We start from the raw sequence: 17,376 nt of genomic DNA, 5'->3' as shown, positions 1-17,376 counted from the left end.
TATCGTCCATGAACAGGCCTGGCGCGGAACACCGTTGCACATTCGTTTGACAAACCGGGCTTGCACCGCCGCGCCCATCCACACAAGCTAGGCTGCAACGAATCATTGTCAGCTCAGGAAGAAGGCTTTCGACATGCGCATTCTCATCACCGGCGGCGCCGGTTTCATTGGCTCGGCACTGGTGCGTCACCTGATCGCCAACACCGAGCACGAAGTACTCAACCTCGACAAGCTGACCTACGCCGGCAACCTCGAATCACTGGCTGAAATCGCCAGCGACAGCCGTTACGAATTCGTCCAGGCCGACATTGCCGACCAGGCCGCGGTCAGCGCCGTGCTGGCGCGCTTCCAGCCCCACGCGATCATGCACCTGGCGGCCGAATCCCACGTCGACCGCTCCATCGACGGGCCGGGCGAGTTCATCCAGACCAACGTGGTCGGTACCTACGCCTTGCTCGAAGCCACCCGTGGCTACTGGCAGCACCTGCCGACGGCCGAACGCGAAGCCTTCCGCTTCCACCATATTTCCACCGACGAGGTCTACGGCGACCTGCACGGCGTGGACGACCTGTTCACCGAAACCACACCGTACGCGCCAAGCTCGCCGTACTCGGCCAGCAAGGCAGCCTCCGACCACCTGGTGCGTGCCTGGCAGCGTACCTACGGGCTGCCGGTGCTGATCACCAACTGCTCGAACAACTACGGCCCGTATCACTTCCCGGAAAAACTCATTCCGCTGGTGATTCTCAATGCCCTGGCCGGCAAGCCACTGCCCGTGTACGGCAATGGCATGCAAGTGCGTGACTGGCTGTACGTCGAAGACCATGCCCGCGCCCTGTTCAAGGTCGTCACCGAAGGCGTGGTCGGCGAGACCTACAACATCGGCGGCCACAACGAGCAGAAGAACATCGACGTGGTGCGCAGCATCTGCGGCCTGCTCGACGAACTGGCGCCACAGCGTCCGGACGGCGTGGCGCACTATGCCGACCTGATCACCTTCGTCAAGGACCGCCCGGGCCACGATGTGCGCTATGCCATCGACGCCAGCAAGATCGAGCGCGAACTGGGCTGGGTGCCGCAGGAAACCTTCCAGACCGGCCTGCGCAAGACCGTGCAGTGGTATCTGGACAATCTTCAATGGTGCCGTCGCGTACAGGACGGCAGTTATCAAGGTGAACGCCTGGGCTTCACCGAACCTAAGGATTTGATCGCATGATGAAAGGTATCGTTCTGGCCGGGGGCTCCGGCACCCGCCTGCACCCCATTACCCTGGGTGTTTCCAAGCAACTGCTGCCCATCTACGACAAGCCGATGATCTACTACCCGATCTCGGTACTGATGCTGGCCGGCATCCGCGAGATCCTGCTGATCTCCACCCCTCAGGACCTGCCGCAATACCGCCAGTTGCTCGGCGACGGCAGCCAGTTCGGGATCAACATCCAGTTCGCCGAACAGCCAGCGCCGGACGGCCTGGCCCAGGCGTTCCTGATCGGTGAGGAATTCATCGGCGAAGACCCGGTGTGCCTGATCCTGGGCGACAACATCTTCCACGGCCAGCACTTCAGCGACCAGCTCAAGCGTGCCTCGGCGCACCCGACCGGCGCCACCGTGTTCGGTTACTGGGTCAAGGATCCGGAGCGTTTCGGCGTGGTCGAGTTCGACCAGGACGGGCGTGCACTGTCCATCGAAGAGAAGCCGACCGAGCCCAAGTCCAGCTATGCGGTCACCGGCCTGTATTTCTACGACAACGACGTGGTGCGCATCGCCAAGGATGTCCAGCCTTCGCCCCGTGGCGAGCTGGAAATCACCGACGTCAACAATGCCTACCTGGAACGCGGCGACCTGCGCGTGGAACGCTTCGGCCGCGGCTTTGCCTGGCTCGACACCGGTACCCACGACAGCCTGCTCGATGCCTCGCAATACGTGCAGACCATCGAACACCGTCAGGGCCTGAAAGTGGCTTGCCTGGAAGAGATCGCCTACCAGAACCACTGGATCGACCGCGAACAGCTGCTGGTACGCGCCAAGTACTTCGGCAAGACCGGCTATGGTCAGTACCTGTACTCGCTGGCCGGAGAAACCCGATGAAAGTGATCGCTACCGACCTGCCCGATGTGTTGATCATCGAGCCGAAGGTTTTCGGTGACGAGCGCGGCTTCTTCTACGAAAGCTTCAATGCCAAGGCCTTCCAGGAGGCCACCGGCGTGACGCTGCCGTTCGTCCAGGACAACCATTCACGCTCCGCCCGCGGCGTGCTGCGCGGGCTGCACTATCAGGTGCAGCATGCCCAGGGCAAGCTGGTTCGCGTGGTCACCGGGCAAGTGCTCGACGTGGCGGTGGACATCCGCCGCAGCTCGCCGAACTTCGGCAAGTGGGTGGCGGTCGAGCTGTCCGCGCAGAACAGCCGTCAGCTGTGGATTCCGCCAGGCTTCGCCCACGGTTTCGTGGTGCAGAGCGAGTACGCCGAGTTCCTCTACAAGACCACCGATTACTACGACCCGTCGTCCGAGCGCAGCATTGCCTGGGATGACGAGCAGTTGGCAATCGACTGGCAGCTGGACGCAGCCCCGTCGCTGTCGGCCAAGGACCTGGCCGGCAAGCGCCTGGAAGAGGCCGACGTGTTCCCGTGATCGGCCTGCGGTAACGTCGCGATGCATGTCGACCGTGCTTCGCGGCGTTTACGTGGCGCATAATACGCCGGTCAATTCCGGCGTGTTGTCCTATGACCTCCAGACCTTTCATCACTCGCAGACCCCGCTGGCGCAGCCTGGCAATCCTGGCCCTGTGCCTGGCGCCACTGTTGTGGCCACTGGAGCATTTGGCCGAGCGCTATTACAAAAGCGAGCTGGTCAGCCAGAATCGGCAGACGCTGGACCTCTACGTCGCCAACCTTCTGGGCACCCTGCACCGCTACGAAACCCTGCCGCAGATCCTCGGTGACCTGCCGGCGCTGCGCGCCTTGCTGGCCGCTCCCCGCGATGCCCAGGCGATCCTCGACGCCAACCACCTGCTCAAGGACATCCGCGAACAGACCGGCGCCGAAGTCATGTACCTGCTGGACGCCGACGGCAATACCCTGGCCGCCTCCAACTGGGAACAGCGCGACAGTTTCGTCGGCCGCAATTTCGCCTTCCGCCCCTATTACAGCGATGCCGTGGCCGGGCGCCTGGGGCGCTTCTTCGGGCTCGGCACGACCTCGGCCAAGCGCGGCTACTTCTTTGCCGCCGCCGTGCATGACCAGGACAAGGTCATTGGCGTTCTGGTGGTGAAGGTCGACCTCGACCACACCGAAACCCTGTGGGGCAAGACGCCTGAACAGCTGCTGCTCACTGACCACAACGGCGTGGTCATCCTGACCTCGCGCCCTGAATGGCGCTTCCGTGCCACGCGCCCGCTCAGCGACAGCGAGCGCCAGGCCATCGTCTCGATCCTGCCCTACCCCACCCGCGATCCACAGCCGCTGAACCTGGACCCCGACGCCTGGCTCACGCAAACGCGCACCATCGCCGAAACCGGCTGGAACGTCAGCATCCTCGCCCCCAAAACCTTGCTCGATCGACCGGTGCGCACCGTCGTCGCCGTGGGCGGAGCCTTGCTCCTGGCATTGATGCTGCTGCTCGGCCTGATGATGCAGCGCCGCCGCCACTACCTCGAGCGCATCGAGTTCGAAGGGCGTACCCGGCACGAACTGGAAACCCGGGTGGTGGAACGCACCAGTGCGCTCGAAGGGCTCAACAGCAAGCTGCGCCAGGAAGTGCTCGAACGCGAGCAGGCCCAGCAGGAACTGGTGCGTGCCCAGGACGAACTGGTGCAGGCGGGCAAGCTGTCGGCGCTGGGCACCATGTCGGCCAGCATCAGCCACGAGCTCAATCAGCCCCTGGCGGCCATTCGCAGCTACGCCGAGAACACCGAAGTGCTGCTCGACCACGAGCGCATCGAGGATGCACGAGGCAATCTCAAGCTGATCAGCGAACTGACCGGGCGCATGGCCTCGATCATCGCCCACCTGCGCGCCTTCGCCCGACGCGACCGTCACGCCCTGGAAAGTGTTGCCCTGCAGCCAGCCCTCGACGATGCCCTGGCCCTGCTCGCCAAGCGCCGCCGGGCCATGGCCGTCGAGCTCATCCGCGACCTGCCCGATGCGCCGCTCTGGGTGCAGGCCGGTGAAACCCGACTGCGCCAGGTGCTGGGCAACCTGCTGGCCAATGCCCTGGATGCCTTGACCGAAAAGGCCAACCCGCGGTGCCTGTGGCTGAGCGCCGAACAAACGGCCGACGGCGTCGAGCTGCGCATCCGCGACAACGGCCCAGGCTTCACCAGCGAGGCCATGGCCCGCGCCCGCGAACCCTTTTTCACCACCAAGACACGCACGCAGGGACTTGGCCTGGGCCTGGCGATCTGCGATACGCTGATGCGCGCGCTGGGCGGCGAACTGCTGCTGTCCAATCATCCCCAAGGCGGTGCCCTGCTGATCCTGCGCTTGCGCGCCGGAGAGCCCGGGGTCAGCCTGCAAGCTCCAGAGGACCCATCGGCATGACCAGCGACAGCGCCATCGACAGCAAGATCCAGGTCGTGCTGATCGACGACGATCCCCACCTGCGCCAGGCCTTGAGCCAGACCCTGGACCTGGCCGGGCTGAAAGTGCTGGCCCTGGCCGACGCCCAGGGCCTGTCCGCGCGCATCGAGCGCGACTGGCCGGGTGTCGTGGTCAGCGACATCCGCATGCCGGGCATCGACGGCCTGCAGTTGCTCGAACAATTGCATGCGCGGGACACCGAACTGCCGGTTCTGCTGATCACCGGGCACGGCGACGTCCCATTGGCCGTGCAGGCCATGCGCGCCGGCGCCTACGATTTCCTCGAAAAACCATTCGCCAGCGATGCGCTGCTCGACAGCGTGCGTCGCGGCCTGGCCGTGCGCCGGCTGGTGCTGGACAACCGCAGCCTGCGCATGGCCCTGAGCGATCGCCAGCAGCTGAGCACACGCCTGGTGGGCCAGTCGGCGCCGATGGCGCGTTTGCGCGAACAGATCGGCGCCCTGGCCGGAACCAAGGCCGACGTGCTGATTCTGGGCGAAACCGGCGCCGGCAAGGAAGTGGTGGCGCGCGCTCTGCACGACCTGTCCAGCCGTCGCGGCGGTCCCTTCGTGGCGATCAACGCCGGTGCCCTCGCCGAATCGGTGGTGGAAAGCGAGCTGTTCGGCCATGAACCCGGTGCCTTCACCGGCGCGCAGAAACGCCGCATCGGCAAGTTCGAGTTCGCCAACGGCGGCACCTTGTTTCTCGACGAAATCGAAAGCATGAGCCTGGACGTACAGGTCAAGCTGCTGCGCCTGCTGCAGGAGCGCGTGGTCGAGCGCCTGGGTGGCAACCAGCAGATCCGCCTGGACATCCGGGTGATTGCCGCCACCAAGGAAGACCTGCGTCAGGCCGCCGACCAGGGACGCTTCCGCGCCGACCTGTATTACCGCCTCAATGTCGCCTCGCTACGCATTCCGCCGTTGCGCGAGCGTGGCGAAGACGTGCTGTCGTTGTTCCAGTACTACGCCGACGCTGCCGCCGAGCGCCACGGGGTACTGGCCAACGAGCTGTCGGCGGCCCAGCGTGCATTGTTGTTGCGGCACAGCTGGCCGGGCAATGTGCGCGAGCTGCAGAACGCTGCCGAGCGCTTCGCCCTGGGCCTCGAACTGGCCCTGGACAACGGCGAGCCCGGCCCCGTGGACATGGCGCGGACGGTCGCCGGCGGGCTCAGCGAACAGGTCGAGCATTTCGAACGCGCCTTGATCGCGGCCGAGATGAGCCGCTCGCACACCTCCGTGCGCAGCCTGGCCGAGGCCCTGGGCATTCCACGCAAGACCTTGCACGACAAGCTGCGCAAGCATGGCCTGAGCTTTGGCGGGGGCGACGAACACGAGTGAATCCAAGGCTCTGCAGCGACTGCCTAGTGCTCGCACGCGGCCTGCGCCAGCGTCACCAGCGCCTGACGCCATGGCACCTCCCTGGGCAGCGCCAGGAACGACGGGTTGAGCAACGACTGGCGGGCAGGATAGACGAACGGCTGCCCGTCGATCTGCAGCACTTCGCCGCCAGCACCTTCGAGCACACCCTGGGCGGCAGCGGTGTCCCATTGCGAGGTTGGCGCCAGGCGCGGATAGCAATCGGCGGCGCCTTCGGCCAACAGGCAGAACTTCAGCGAGCTGCCGACACTGACCAGATCCAGGGCGCCCACCACGGCGCTCAACCCGGCGAGCAGGTGCTCCTGCCCGGGGCTGGAATGGCGGCGGCTGGCAACCACCTTGAACGCGCTGCCTGGCGCAGGCGTGCGGCGCACGCTGATCGATTGCGCCGGCTGCTCGCCCACGGCGTGCCAGGCGCCGAGCCCCGCCCCGCCATAGTAGGCGCTGCCCGTGGTTGGCACGGTGACCACACCGAACAGCACCTGACCCTGCTCGATCAAGGCGATGTTGACGGTGAATTCCTCGCTGCCGTTGATGAACTCCTTGGTGCCGTCCAGTGGATCGACCAGCCACCAGCGGGTCCATCGTTCGCGCACGTGCAGCGCGATGTCCGCATCTTCTTCGGACAGGATCGGGATATCCGGTGCCAACGCCTTCAATCCATCGACGATGACATGATGCGCGGCGAGGTCGGCTGCAGTGACCGGCGACTGGTCGGCCTTGGCCATGACCTGCACATCGGCCCGCCAGAACGGCAGGATCGCCGCGCCAGCCCGATGGGCCAGCGCCACCACTTCTGGCAACAGACGTTCGAGATCGCTCACAGGCTGAACACTCCACGCTGGATCAGCAGGTCGCGCGCCAGGTACAAGGCGGCCAGTGCGCGGCCTTCGGAGAACTGCGGGTGCTGGGCCAGGCTGGCCAGCTCGCGCAGGTTCACCCGCTCGACCCGCATCGGCTCCGGCTCGTCGCCCTCGAGCTGCTCCTCGTACAGCCCTTGCGCCAGAACCACCTGGATTTTCTGGCTCATGTAGCCGGGCGACAACGACAGCTCGGTCAGGTGCTCGAGCTGCCGGGCGCCGAATCCGGCTTCTTCCTTGAGCTCGCGATCGGCTGCAGCCAGCACGTCTTCGCCCGGCTCGATCAAACCCTTGGGCAGCGACAGCTCATAGGCGTCGGTGCCCCCGCAATACTCTTCGACCAGCAGCGCATGCTCGGCATCGGCCATCGCCACGATCATCACCGCGCCATAGCCATTGCCGCGCCCCACCAGACGCTCGTAGGTACGCTCGACACCATTGGAGAAGCGCAATTGCACTTCTTCGACACGGAACAGGCGACTACTGGCGACGATTTCGCGGGCAAGGACATCGGGTTTCTGGCGCATCGGGCAGCTCCTGGACGTGAACGGGTTACTATACCGTGGCTTGGCCTGCGGCAGGCCACCCTTGATCCACCACTGCCCGAGAATCTTCGCTATGCCACGCCTCGCCTGGAGCACCATCGATACCGTCCTGCTGGACATGGATGGCACCTTGCTCGACCTGCATTACGACAACCATTTCTGGCTCGAACATCTGCCGCAGCGCTATGCCCAACTGCACGGGGTGAGCCTGGCCATGGCACAGCTGGAGCTGCAACCGCTGTTCACCGACAACGCCGGAAAGCTGAACTGGTACTGCCTGGATTTCTGGACCCGCGAACTGAACATCCCGGTACGCGAGCTGAAACTGGAGACGGCCGACCTGATCGCCCTGCGCCCCGACGCCGACACGTTTCTGGCAGCGATTCAGCGCGCCGGCAAGCGGGTGATCATGATCACCAACGCCCACCGCGACTCGCTGTCGCTGAAGCTGGAGCGCATCGAGCTGGCGCCGTATTTCGAACGGCTGATCAGTTCCCACGACTACGGCTACCCCAAGGAAAACGCGCAGTTCTGGGACGCCCTGCAGGCCGACATCGGCTTCGACCCGGCGCGCAGCCTGTTCATCGACGATACCCTGCCGGTGCTGCGCAGCGCCCAGGCCTACGGGGTCAAGCATCTGCTCGCGGTGTGCGAGCCGGACAGCCGCAAGGGCGCCAAGGACACCGAAGAATTCGAGGCGGTGGGTGATTACCGCGAGCTCATCGCAGGTCTGTGACCCACCCTGCTGCCCACCGCCCCACCGCCAGCGCGTGCCGCTATACTGCGCATCGCCTACCCAGGAGCGAGCATGGACATCAAGCAACTCAAATTCCTTATCGCGTTGGATGAAACCCGTCATTTCGGCCAGGCCGCAGCGCGTTGCCACATCACCCAGCCGACCCTGTCGATGCGCCTGCGCAACCTCGAAGAAGAGCTCGAGTTGCCCCTGGTGAAGCGCGGCCAGCGCTTTGAGGGCTTCACTGCCCCAGGCGAGCGCGTGCTGGCCTGGGCGCGTACCGTGCTGGCCGCCTACGACGGCCTGCAGGCGGAAGCCGCGGCCTGTCGCGGGCATCTGGTAGGCACTTTGCGCTTGGGGGTGGTGCCGCTGTCCAGCTTCGACCCAGTGCCACTGCTGCACACCCTGCACGGTGAGCATCCCAACCTTCGCTTCGAGCTCAGCTCGCTGAGTTCCGAACAGATCCTCGAGCAACTGGCAAGTAACCGCATCGACCTGGGGGTATCGTTTCTGGAGCGGCTCGATCAGGAGCGCTTCGAATCGAGGGCGCTGGGAGAAACCCGCATGGGCCTGTTGTTCGATCAACGCCACTATGATTTCGGCGAGCAGGCCCTGAGTTGGGAGGCGCTCATCGAGTTGCCGCTGGGCATGCTCACCACCGGCATGCATTTTCGTCAGTCCATCGACCACAATTTCCACTCCCGCGGGCTGGCGCCGCAGCCCTTGCTGCAGACCGACGCGGTTCACCAGTTGATCCAGGCCGTACACGGTGGCCTGTGCTGCGCCATCATGCCCCTGGCCGGCGGGCTGGAAGGGCTGACCGAGCACTTGCGCCTGCAACCCATCGCCGACGCCCACACGCTGGCGCCGCTGGGGTTGATCATGCGCCGCGCGGCGCCGCGTTCGGCACTGGCCGAAGCCTGCTTTAAGCTGTATGACGCGCCATGATCAATGCGGTCTATCGTCGCATCGGCAATAGCAATTAGACGCTGGCTCGTCCTGCGCCTAGGCTAAAGGCTGAATTCACTGCCGGTCCATTCCCATGAACGCCAAGCACCCGGCCAGCGCGGTGCCCGTTTCTTCCTCGGTTGCACCCCTCGCCAACCCCATCGCCAGCCAGACCTACAGTTATTGCAGCTTGAGCCTGGACGAGCCCGGCAGTACGCCGCTGGCCGAAGAAGTGGCGCTGGCGATCGCCTACAACGGCATCAGCCAGGCGGTGATGCTGGTCACGCCCACCGATCTCGAAGACTTCGTCACCGGCTTCAGCATCGGCAGCGGCATCGTGGCCGATGCCAATGAAATCTACGACATCAAGCTCAGCGGCACTGGGTCGGCACGCCACGCCGAGGTACAGATCGCCAACCGCGCCTTCTGGAACCTCAAGACCCAGCGTCGGCAATTGGCCGGCAGCAGCGGTTGCGGGCTGTGCGGGGTCGAAGCCGTGGAGCAGGCACTGCCTGAACTGGCCGTGCTGGCCGGCGCCGACTTGCCGCCGGTGCAGTGGCTCGAGGGCCTGCGCCAGCGCATCGGCGCCTTCCAGCCCCTGGGGCAACGCAGCGGCGCGGTGCATGCGGCGCTGTTCATGGACGCCCAAGGCACCCTGCTGCTGGGCCGTGAAGACATAGGCCGGCACAACGCGCTCGACAAGGTGATCGGCGCCCTGGTGCGGCAGAACATCGACAGCACCGGCGGCCTGGCCATCGTCACCAGCCGTTGCAGCCTCGAACTCATCCAGAAAGTACTGCGCGCCGGCATCCAGACCCTGGTCAGCCTGTCGTCGCCCACCGGCCTGGCCCTGCAATGGGCACGCCGGCATAACCTGAACCTCATTCACCTGCCGCAGCACAGCGCGCCGCGGGTCTATAGCCCTGCGTTGGAGAATCAAGCGTGAGCATTCACAATCAAGCCGACAAGACCCCTGTTCCTCGCTACAAGCCCTACAAAGGTGCAGCGGGTGGCTGGGGCGCACTGATCAGCGTGACGCAGTTCTGGCTGAGCAGCGACAACGCGCTGAAGAACATCCGCACCCTGCTCAAGACCAACCAGAATGGCGGCTTCGACTGCCCCGGTTGTGCCTGGGGCGATTCGCCGGAAAGCGGCATGGTGAAGTTCTGCGAAAACGGCGCCAAGGCGGTGAACTGGGAGGCGACCAAGCGGCGTGTCGACCCGGCCTTCTTCGCCAAGCACAGCGTCACTTCCCTGCTCGAGCAGAGTGACTACTGGCTCGAGTATCAGGGCCGTCTCACCGAGCCGATGGTCTACGACCCTGCCAGCGACCGCTACGTGCCGATTGCCTGGGACGATGCGTACGCGCTGGTCGCCAAGCATTTGCTCAACCTCGAAAGCCCCGACCAGGCCGAGTTCTACACCTCGGGCCGGGCCAGCAACGAAGCGGCCTACCTGTATCAGCTGTTCGTGCGGGCGTTCGGCACCAACAACTTCCCCGATTGTTCGAACATGTGCCACGAAGCCAGCGGCGTTGCATTGTCGCAGAGCATCGGGGTGGGCAAGGGCACAGTGACGTTCGACGATTTCGAACACGCCGACGCCATCTTCGTCTGGGGGCAGAACCCTGGCACCAACCATCCGCGCATGCTCGAACCCCTGCGCGAAGCGGTCCAGCGCGGCGCCCAGGTGGTCTGCATCAACCCGCTCAAGGAGCGCGGCCTGGAGCGCTTCCAGCACCCCCAGCATCCGATCGAGATGCTCACCAACGGTGACCGTCCGACCAACACCGCCTACTTCCGTCCGGCACTGGGCGGCGACATGGCGATGATGCGCGGCATGGCCAAGTTCCTGCTGCAATGGGAACGCGAGGCCCAGGCCAACAATGCGCCGTCGGTGTTCGACCACGACTTCCTCAACGAACACACCGCCACCGTGCTGGAATACCTGGCCGCGATCGATGACACGCCATGGGCGCACATCGTCGAGCAATCCGGCCTGCCGCTGGAGGACATCGAACTTGCCGCGCGCATGTACCTCAAGGGCAAGAACGTGATCATGTGCTGGGCCATGGGCATCACCCAGCATCGCCACTCGGTACCGACCATTCAGGAAATCTCCAACCTGATGCTGCTGCGCGGCAACATCGGTCGTCCCGGTGCCGGCCTGTGTCCGGTGCGGGGTCACAGCAACGTGCAGGGCGACCGCACCATGGGCATCAACGAGCGCCCACCGGCGTTCCTTCTCGACGCCCTGGAAAAACGCTTCGGCTTCAATGTGCCGCGCACCAACGGCCATAACGTGGTGGAAGCCATTCATGCGATGGCCGAAGGCAGGGCCAAGGTCTTCATCGCCCTGGGCGGCAACTTCGCCCAGGCCACGCCGGACAGCCCGCGCACGGCGCAGGCGCTGCGCAACTGCGAGCTCACGGTGCAGATCAGCACCAAGCTCAACCGCAGCCACCTGATGCACGGCAAGCAGGCACTGATTCTGCCCTGCCTGGGTCGCACCGACATCGATCAACAGAGCGAGGGCCCACAAGCGGTCACCGTGGAAGATTCATTCAGCATGGTGCACGCCTCCAATGGCCAACTGCAGCCGCTGTCGAAGCACATGCGCTCGGAGCCAGCCATCGTTGCCGGCATCGCCGCCGCCACGCTCGGTACGCAGCCGGTGGACTGGAACTGGCTGATCGGCGATTACGATCGCATTCGCGATCTGATCGCCGACACCCTGCCCGGCTTCAAGGACTTCAACGAACGGCTCAAGCATCCGGGCGGTTTCTACCTGGGCAACAGCGCCGGTGCGCGCCGCTGGAACACCCCCAGCGGACGGGCCAATTTCAAGCCCAACCGCCTGCCGCTGGACCTGATCGACGAACGCGTACGCGCCACCGGCCAGATACCGGACCTGATCATGCAGTCGATGCGTTCCCACGACCAGTACAACACCACCATCTACGGCCTGGACGACCGCTATCGCGGCGTGCGTGGCCAGCGTGACGTCCTGTTCGCCAATGAAGCCGACATCATTCGCCTGGGCTTCCGTCCAGGGCAGAAAGCCGATCTGGTGTCGATCTGGGAGGACGGCCGCGAACGGCGCGTGAAGGGCTTCACACTGCTGGCGTTCGACATTCCAGCCGGTCAGGCCGCAGCGTACTACCCGGAGGTCAATCCGCTGGTGCCGCTGGAAAGCGTGGGCGAAGGCAGCAGCACGCCTACCTCGAAGTTCGTTGCCATCCGCCTGGAGCAGCCTGCCCCAAGCGTCCGCATCGCCTGATGTCGAGCGCAGCTCCGTGTCGCACCGCGTGGGCCGCCAACGCGGCTTGCGCCGCTGCTACAGGTAGATCGGACGCCCTGTAGCAGCGGCGCAAGCCACGTCGCTTTTGATCGTGATCTCGATCTCGATCTCGACAAAAAGACGCCACTCCGGAAGTACGTGCGACCACCCTCTCTGCTCAAAGTTTCCCCATGAAACTTCCGAATCTCGAAACTGCGTACCCATCGTGCTTTCCATCACCTCGTGCTTGCCGGCTGACCTATCGCATTGCAAAGTCGCGCCGTCATCCCTCTGAGATCTGATCGATGAAATTTCCCTCGATACTTTTGTTGACCCTTGGCCTGGTGACAGGCGCTGCTTCTGCAGGCAGCAACACCGAAGCCGGTGTAGGGGGCGCATTGGGTGGGGTACTGGGCGCGGTGGTAGGCCAGCAACTGGGCGGCAGCACCGGCTCGACCATTGGCGCAGGCCTGGGTGGTGCCGCCGGCAGTGCAGTGGGCGCAGACAAGCGCAATCGCGGCCAGGCCGCCATTGGTGGCGCGCTGGGCGCTGCAGGTGGCAACGTGGTGGGCCGCACCGTGGGCGGCAGCACCGGCGGGCTGGTGGGCGCGGCGACGGGTGGCGGCGCAGGCGGCGCATTGGGCAACTACATGGGTACCTCGGCCGACCGCGACGACCGTGACGACCGTGACGACCGTGACGATCGTCGCTATCGCGGCCACGACAATCGCGGCAAATCGAAACATCGCGACCGCGGTCGTCACGTCGGCCACAACAAGCACTGGCGCGATCGCTGAGCCAGGCTCCCTGCAAACGCGGCGGGCGGCAAGGCTTCCAGCTGCAAGCCTTTAACCTACCGCCTGTCCCGGAGCCATAAAAAAACCGCCCTCAAGGGGCGGTTTTTTATTTCAGCAGACGCTTACAACTGCGGACCGGCAGCCTTGATCGAATCGCTCACTTCGAACTTCTTGAAGTTCTCGATGAACAGCGAAGCCAGGCCTTTGGCCGCTTCGTCGTAGGCAGCTGGGTCTGCCCAGGTGTTGCGCGGGTTGAGCAGGTTGGTATCGACGCCCGGTACGACCTTTGGCACGTCCAGGTTGACGATGTCCAGGTGCTCGGTCTCGGTGCCGATCAGGGCGCCGCTCTGGATCGCTGCAATCACGCCACGGGTGGTGGGGATGTTGAAGCGCTTGCCAACGCCGTAGCCACCACCGGTCCAGCCGGTATTGACCAGGTAGACCTTGGAACCGAAGCCACGGATACGCTTGATCAGCAGCTCGGCGTACTCGCCCGCCGGACGCGGGAAGAACGGTGCGCCGAAGCAGGTCGAGAAGGTCGACTTGATGCCGCTGCCCGAGCCCATTTCGGTCGAACCTACCAGTGCGGTGTAGCCCGACAGGAAGTGATAGGCAGCCTGCTCTTCGCTGAGGATGGACACAGGCGGCAGCACGCCGGTCAGGTCGCAGGTCAGGAAGATCACGGCATTGGGCTCACCGCCCAGGTTCTTCGGCGCGCGCTTCTCGATCAGCTCGCGAGGGTACGCGGCACGGCTGTTCTGGGTCAGGCTGTCATCGGCGTAGTCGGCCTTCTTGTCGGCATCGAGCACGACGTTTTCCAGCACGGCGCCGTGTTGAATGGCTTTCCAGATGACCGGCTCGTTCTTCTCGGACAGGTCGATGCACTTGGCATAGCAACCACCTTCGATGTTGAACACCACGCCCACGCCCCAGCCATGTTCGTCGTCACCGATCAGGTAACGGCTTTCGTCGGCCGAAAGCGTGGTCTTGCCAGTGCCCGACAGGCCAAAGAAAAGAGTGACGTCGCCGTCTTCGCCCATGTTGGCGGCACAGTGCATCGGCAGCACGTCGGCAGCCGGCAGCAGGAAGTTCTGCACCGAGAACATGGCCTTCTTCATTTCGCCGGCATAGCGCATGCCCGCGATCAGCACCTTACGAGCCGCGAAATTGATGATCACGGTACCGTCGGAATTGGTGCCGTCGCGCTCTGGGACGCACTCGAACTCAGGCGCATTGAGCACCTGCCATTCGTCCTTGCCACCGCCGTTGTACTGCTCGGGGTTGATGAACAGGCAACGTCCGAACAGGTTGTGCCAGGCGGTCTGGGTGGTCATCTTGACCGGCAGGTAGTGCGCCGGATCGGACCCTACATGAACATGGGAAACGAACCGCTCGCGCTCGCCCAGGTAGGCTTCGACACGATTCCACAAGGCATCGAACTTGTCGGCCGGGAATTTGCGGTTGATCGGGCCCCAGGCGATGGCGTCCTGGGTGGTGGGCTCTTCGACAATGAAGCGGTCGACTGGCGAACGACCGGTGCGATGACCGGTACGCACTACCAGAGCACCGGTATCGGCAAGCTCGCCTTCACCACGGCTCAGGGCTTCTTTAACCAGATCGTCTACAGTCAGATCGGCGTACACGGCGTTCTTGGCTTGCGTCATGAGGTTCCCCGTCGGCTCTGGGCCGAGTGTTCCAAACATTTTGTAGTAAGTTTACAACAACCACTACAGCTAAAAAGTGGGCCGGATTATGCCAGAAACGCTCGAAAAGAATAGCGTCCTCCGGTCGGTAACGGCGTTATTCCGGCGTGTTTTTCTTCATTTAGCGAGACTAAATCGCTTCAGTGACGGGTATCTGACGGAGCGTCGACACCAGCACCACTGAAGAGCTGATCGACGTCGGTGGCGTCAAACAAGTAGCGCTGGTTGCAGAACTGGCAGTCGATTTCCACCGTACCGCCATGCTCCTTGAGCAACTCGCGTGCATCGTCGTGCCCCAGGCTGACGAGCGCTCGTGCCGAACGCTCCCTGGAACAGCTGCAGCGAAACCGTATCGGCTGGGTATCGAAAAGCCGCAGTGCCTGCTCGTGATACAGGCGGTACAGCACGGTTTCGTTATCCAGGCCCAACAGTTCTTCGGCCTTGAGGGTGTCCGCCAGGGTGGTGGCGGCCGTCCAGCTCTCGGCGCGCTCGTCCTCGTCCTTGATCACGGCGGCAGGCAATTGCTGCAGCAGCAAGCCACGGGCACGGGTGCCGTCGGCCTTGAGCCAGAAGCGCGTGCCGAGCTGTTCGGAGAGGGCGAAATAATTCGAGAAACTTGCCGACAGGTCGGCACCTTCCAACTCCACGATGCCTTGGTAGCGCTGGCCTTCGGTAGGGTCGATGGTCATCGCCAGGGTTCCGGCAGGCATTAATTCGGGCAGGCCATCGGTGTCGTTGATCTGCTCGGCGTGGAAACGCGCCAGGCCGCGGATCTCGCGTTCGCTGGAGCACTCGATCATCAACAGTGGCACGGGGCCTTCGGAACGGGCCTGCAGGATCAGCAAACCGTCGAACTTGAGCGTACCTACCAGCAGGGCCGCGGCAGCCATGAACTCGCCCAGCAGCAACTGCACCGGCAACGGATAGTCGTGCTTGGCCAGAACCTCGGCATAGCTGCGCTCCAATGCTACCGCCTCACCGCGTACATCGGCGTCATCGAAAATAAAGCGTTGGGTGAAATCGGCTTCAGGAAGATCGTGCATAATTCCAGTATCTGAGAATGGTGACAAAATGTGTAGCGGCTTTTATAAAGCCCGCTTCAGAGCGTTCGCTTGATCGCTCACTGCCCTGTAGATGTAGAGGTATCTTATGAACAAAGCCCCGCTGTTCCAAGCCAGGTGGAACGTTAGCGGCTTGCTGCTGTGCAATACAATCCCGATCGTGCTGTTGTGCTTCTGGTTATGGCCTATTGGCCATCATTTGTGTACAGCATTCGACGAATGGCTGTTTCGCCTGCTCAACGCGCCCTTGGCCAGCAACGCCGCCTGGCGTTACGCCTGGACCCTGGGCAGTCTGCGCCCTTTCGATATCGTGGTCGGCGTGATCATGCTGGCGCTGCTGATCCGCGGCAATTGGGTGTTCAAGGCCCATCAGGTTCGCCAGGCTTTCTTCGGCTTCATGGCCGTGCTGTTGCTCTTAGTGGTGGTGCGCGCGCTGTTTTCCAAGTGGATACACGCAATGGGCTGGGACCATGACAGCCCGAGCATGGTATTGGCCGACCCGGTATTGCTCAGCGACTGGTACCCGAACCTGGAACGTCACTGGGAGCTCAAGGACCGATCCAGCCAGAGTTTTCCCGGCGATCACGCTTCGGTGCTGTTGATCTGGGCGCTGTTCATGAGTGTCTGTACCCGCAGGCTCGGGCAGTGGCTGTGCATCTGGGCCCTGGCCGTGGTGTTCATGCTGCCGCGCCTGGTGGCTGGCGCCCACTGGGGGCAGGACGACTACATTGGTGGCGTGTTGATGGCCGTCTGGGCGCTGGGGTGGGGGTATTACACACCTTTCGCGGCCCACACTTCACAGTGGCTCGTACGTGCCACCGAGCCACTGTTCAGGCTGCTGGCGAAGCTGCCGGTGCTGGGCCGGTTGAGTATCGCCGCAAGGTGATGCGGTGTCTGTGCTGGCCTCTTCGCGGGCAGAGAGCTCGCCGCCCGCCCCGCTCCCACAGGCCAGCACTGCGCTGCATCAATCCACTGAGCGAAAACTGAACAGCTGCCGGCGCTGCTTCTTCGAAGGCTTGCCATCGGTGGTAACACCCAGGACACCTGCCTTGCGCATGGCCGCCGCGGCCTCGCGCCTGGCCTGGCTCTGTTCGGTCTCGCGGTAGAGCGTCTGCGCTTCCGGCGCCCCACGCCGCACGATTGACAGCGCCTCGATGATCACGCTGCGCTCATCGAAACCGGTGCGTATCTGCAACTCGTCGCCCACGTGTGGCTCCTTGCCAGGCTTGCAGCGCTCGCCGCGGTAATGCACCTTGCCGCTCTCGATGGCTTCCTTGGCCAGCGCGCGCGTCTTGTAGAAGCGCGCCGCCCACAGCCATTTGTCCAGACGGACCTTTTCCTCTTCTTCCTGCTTGTGCTTCTGTGCCACAGGCTCACCTCGCGAAATGCCGTCATCAAACTGTACTACCGTGCCTGTCGGATGCAAGCGGCGGTCTTTGCGATTACAGTGCACGCATGCTTGCCAAGCGGCGTCGGGCTGGGTTGAATTGAT

The 17,376-nt window shown here is 63.8% G+C and carries 16 protein-coding genes; 11 read left to right on the top strand and 5 right to left on the bottom strand.

Annotation, left to right across the window (positions count from 1 at the left end; genetic code table 11):
* Positions 1-133: 133 nt before the first annotated feature.
* The 5 genes from rfbB (at position 134) to IFT80_RS16185 (ending at position 5,916) form a co-directional block, all read left to right on the top strand.
* Positions 134-1,216 (top strand): dTDP-glucose 4,6-dehydratase, encoded by a 1,083-nt coding sequence (gene rfbB, locus IFT80_RS16205; protein ID WP_192055018.1) that lies wholly within the window; start codon positions 134-136, stop codon positions 1,214-1,216.
* Positions 1,213-2,088 (top strand): glucose-1-phosphate thymidylyltransferase RfbA, encoded by an 876-nt coding sequence (gene rfbA, locus IFT80_RS16200; RefSeq protein WP_122479829.1) that lies wholly within the window; start codon positions 1,213-1,215, stop codon positions 2,086-2,088. Before rfbB ends, rfbA begins: the two co-directional genes overlap by 4 nt.
* On the top strand, positions 2,085-2,630 hold the full coding sequence (gene rfbC / locus IFT80_RS16195) for a dTDP-4-dehydrorhamnose 3,5-epimerase (RefSeq protein WP_122479830.1): 546 nt from the start codon (positions 2,085-2,087) through the stop codon (positions 2,628-2,630). Before rfbA ends, rfbC begins: the two co-directional genes overlap by 4 nt.
* 92 nt (positions 2,631-2,722) lie before the next feature.
* A complete protein-coding gene (locus tag IFT80_RS16190; RefSeq protein ID WP_122479831.1) occupies positions 2,723-4,537 on the top strand; it encodes a sensor histidine kinase in 1,815 nt (604 codons plus the stop codon).
* Entirely contained in the window at positions 4,534-5,916 is a 1,383-nt protein-coding gene (locus tag IFT80_RS16185; RefSeq protein ID WP_185794737.1) for a sigma-54-dependent transcriptional regulator, read from the top strand. The genes IFT80_RS16190 and IFT80_RS16185 overlap by 4 nt, the downstream gene beginning before the upstream one ends.
* Positions 5,917-5,939: 23 nt before the next feature.
* On the opposite strand, the gene cysQ is transcribed toward IFT80_RS16185, so the two are convergent.
* Both cysQ and nudE read right to left on the bottom strand, forming a co-directional pair.
* Positions 5,940-6,779, bottom strand: a complete 840-nt coding sequence (cysQ, locus tag IFT80_RS16180) for a 3'(2'),5'-bisphosphate nucleotidase CysQ (RefSeq protein ID WP_192137871.1) — start codon at positions 6,777-6,779, stop codon at positions 5,940-5,942.
* The gene (gene nudE / locus IFT80_RS16175; protein WP_192137870.1) at positions 6,776-7,342 is read right to left on the bottom strand and encodes an ADP compounds hydrolase NudE; all 567 of its coding nucleotides are present in this window, start codon (positions 7,340-7,342) and stop codon (positions 6,776-6,778) included. The genes cysQ and nudE overlap by 4 nt, the downstream gene beginning before the upstream one ends.
* Before the next feature lie 91 nt (positions 7,343-7,433).
* On the opposite strand from nudE, the gene yrfG reads away from it, so the two are divergent.
* The 5 genes from yrfG to IFT80_RS16150 all read left to right on the top strand — a co-directional run bounded on the left by yrfG (position 7,434) and on the right by IFT80_RS16150 (position 13,120).
* Positions 7,434-8,096 (top strand): GMP/IMP nucleotidase, encoded by a 663-nt coding sequence (yrfG, locus tag IFT80_RS16170; protein ID WP_122479835.1) that lies wholly within the window; start codon positions 7,434-7,436, stop codon positions 8,094-8,096.
* A gap of 72 nt (positions 8,097-8,168) precedes the next feature.
* Entirely contained in the window at positions 8,169-9,044 is an 876-nt protein-coding gene (locus IFT80_RS16165; RefSeq protein WP_122479836.1) for a LysR family transcriptional regulator, read from the top strand.
* 94 nt (positions 9,045-9,138) lie between these two features.
* Positions 9,139-9,990 carry a formate dehydrogenase accessory sulfurtransferase FdhD gene (gene fdhD / locus IFT80_RS16160; protein ID WP_122479837.1) on the top strand — a complete coding sequence of 284 codons (852 nt, stop codon included), beginning with the start codon at positions 9,139-9,141 and terminating at the stop codon, positions 9,988-9,990.
* Positions 9,987-12,323: an FdhF/YdeP family oxidoreductase gene (locus tag IFT80_RS16155; RefSeq protein ID WP_192137869.1), complete on the top strand. Its 2,337-nt coding sequence runs from the start codon at positions 9,987-9,989 to the stop codon at positions 12,321-12,323. Before fdhD ends, IFT80_RS16155 begins: the two co-directional genes overlap by 4 nt.
* A gap of 305 nt (positions 12,324-12,628) precedes the next feature.
* Positions 12,629-13,120, top strand: a complete 492-nt coding sequence (locus IFT80_RS16150; RefSeq protein WP_192137868.1) for a glycine zipper 2TM domain-containing protein — start codon at positions 12,629-12,631, stop codon at positions 13,118-13,120.
* A 122-nt stretch (positions 13,121-13,242) separates the two neighbouring features.
* On the opposite strand, the gene IFT80_RS16145 is transcribed toward IFT80_RS16150, so the two are convergent.
* Together IFT80_RS16145 and hslO are read right to left on the bottom strand one after the other, a co-directional pair.
* On the bottom strand, positions 13,243-14,784 hold the full coding sequence (locus tag IFT80_RS16145) for a phosphoenolpyruvate carboxykinase (protein WP_192137867.1): 1,542 nt from the start codon (positions 14,782-14,784) through the stop codon (positions 13,243-13,245).
* Positions 14,785-14,963: 179 nt separating this feature from the next.
* The gene (gene hslO / locus IFT80_RS16140) at positions 14,964-15,866 is read right to left on the bottom strand and encodes an Hsp33 family molecular chaperone HslO (RefSeq protein ID WP_122479841.1); all 903 of its coding nucleotides are present in this window, start codon (positions 15,864-15,866) and stop codon (positions 14,964-14,966) included.
* Positions 15,867-15,972: 106 nt separating this feature from the next.
* Here hslO and IFT80_RS16135 point away from each other — a divergent pair, with 106 nt between their 5' ends.
* Positions 15,973-16,770 (top strand): phosphatase PAP2 family protein, encoded by a 798-nt coding sequence (locus IFT80_RS16135; protein ID WP_185794731.1) that lies wholly within the window; start codon positions 15,973-15,975, stop codon positions 16,768-16,770.
* A gap of 78 nt (positions 16,771-16,848) precedes the next feature.
* On the opposite strand, the gene IFT80_RS16130 is transcribed toward IFT80_RS16135, so the two are convergent.
* A complete protein-coding gene (locus IFT80_RS16130; protein WP_192055032.1) occupies positions 16,849-17,253 on the bottom strand; it encodes a S4 domain-containing protein in 405 nt (134 codons plus the stop codon).
* Positions 17,254-17,376 lie beyond the last annotated feature (123 nt).

Origin of the sequence: Pseudomonas sp. CFBP 8771 (genome assembly GCF_014841695.1) — a bacterium.
Classification (GTDB): Bacteria; Pseudomonadota; Gammaproteobacteria; order Pseudomonadales; family Pseudomonadaceae; genus Aquipseudomonas; species Aquipseudomonas baltica.
This window is presented reverse-complemented; position numbering and strand designations above follow the sequence as displayed.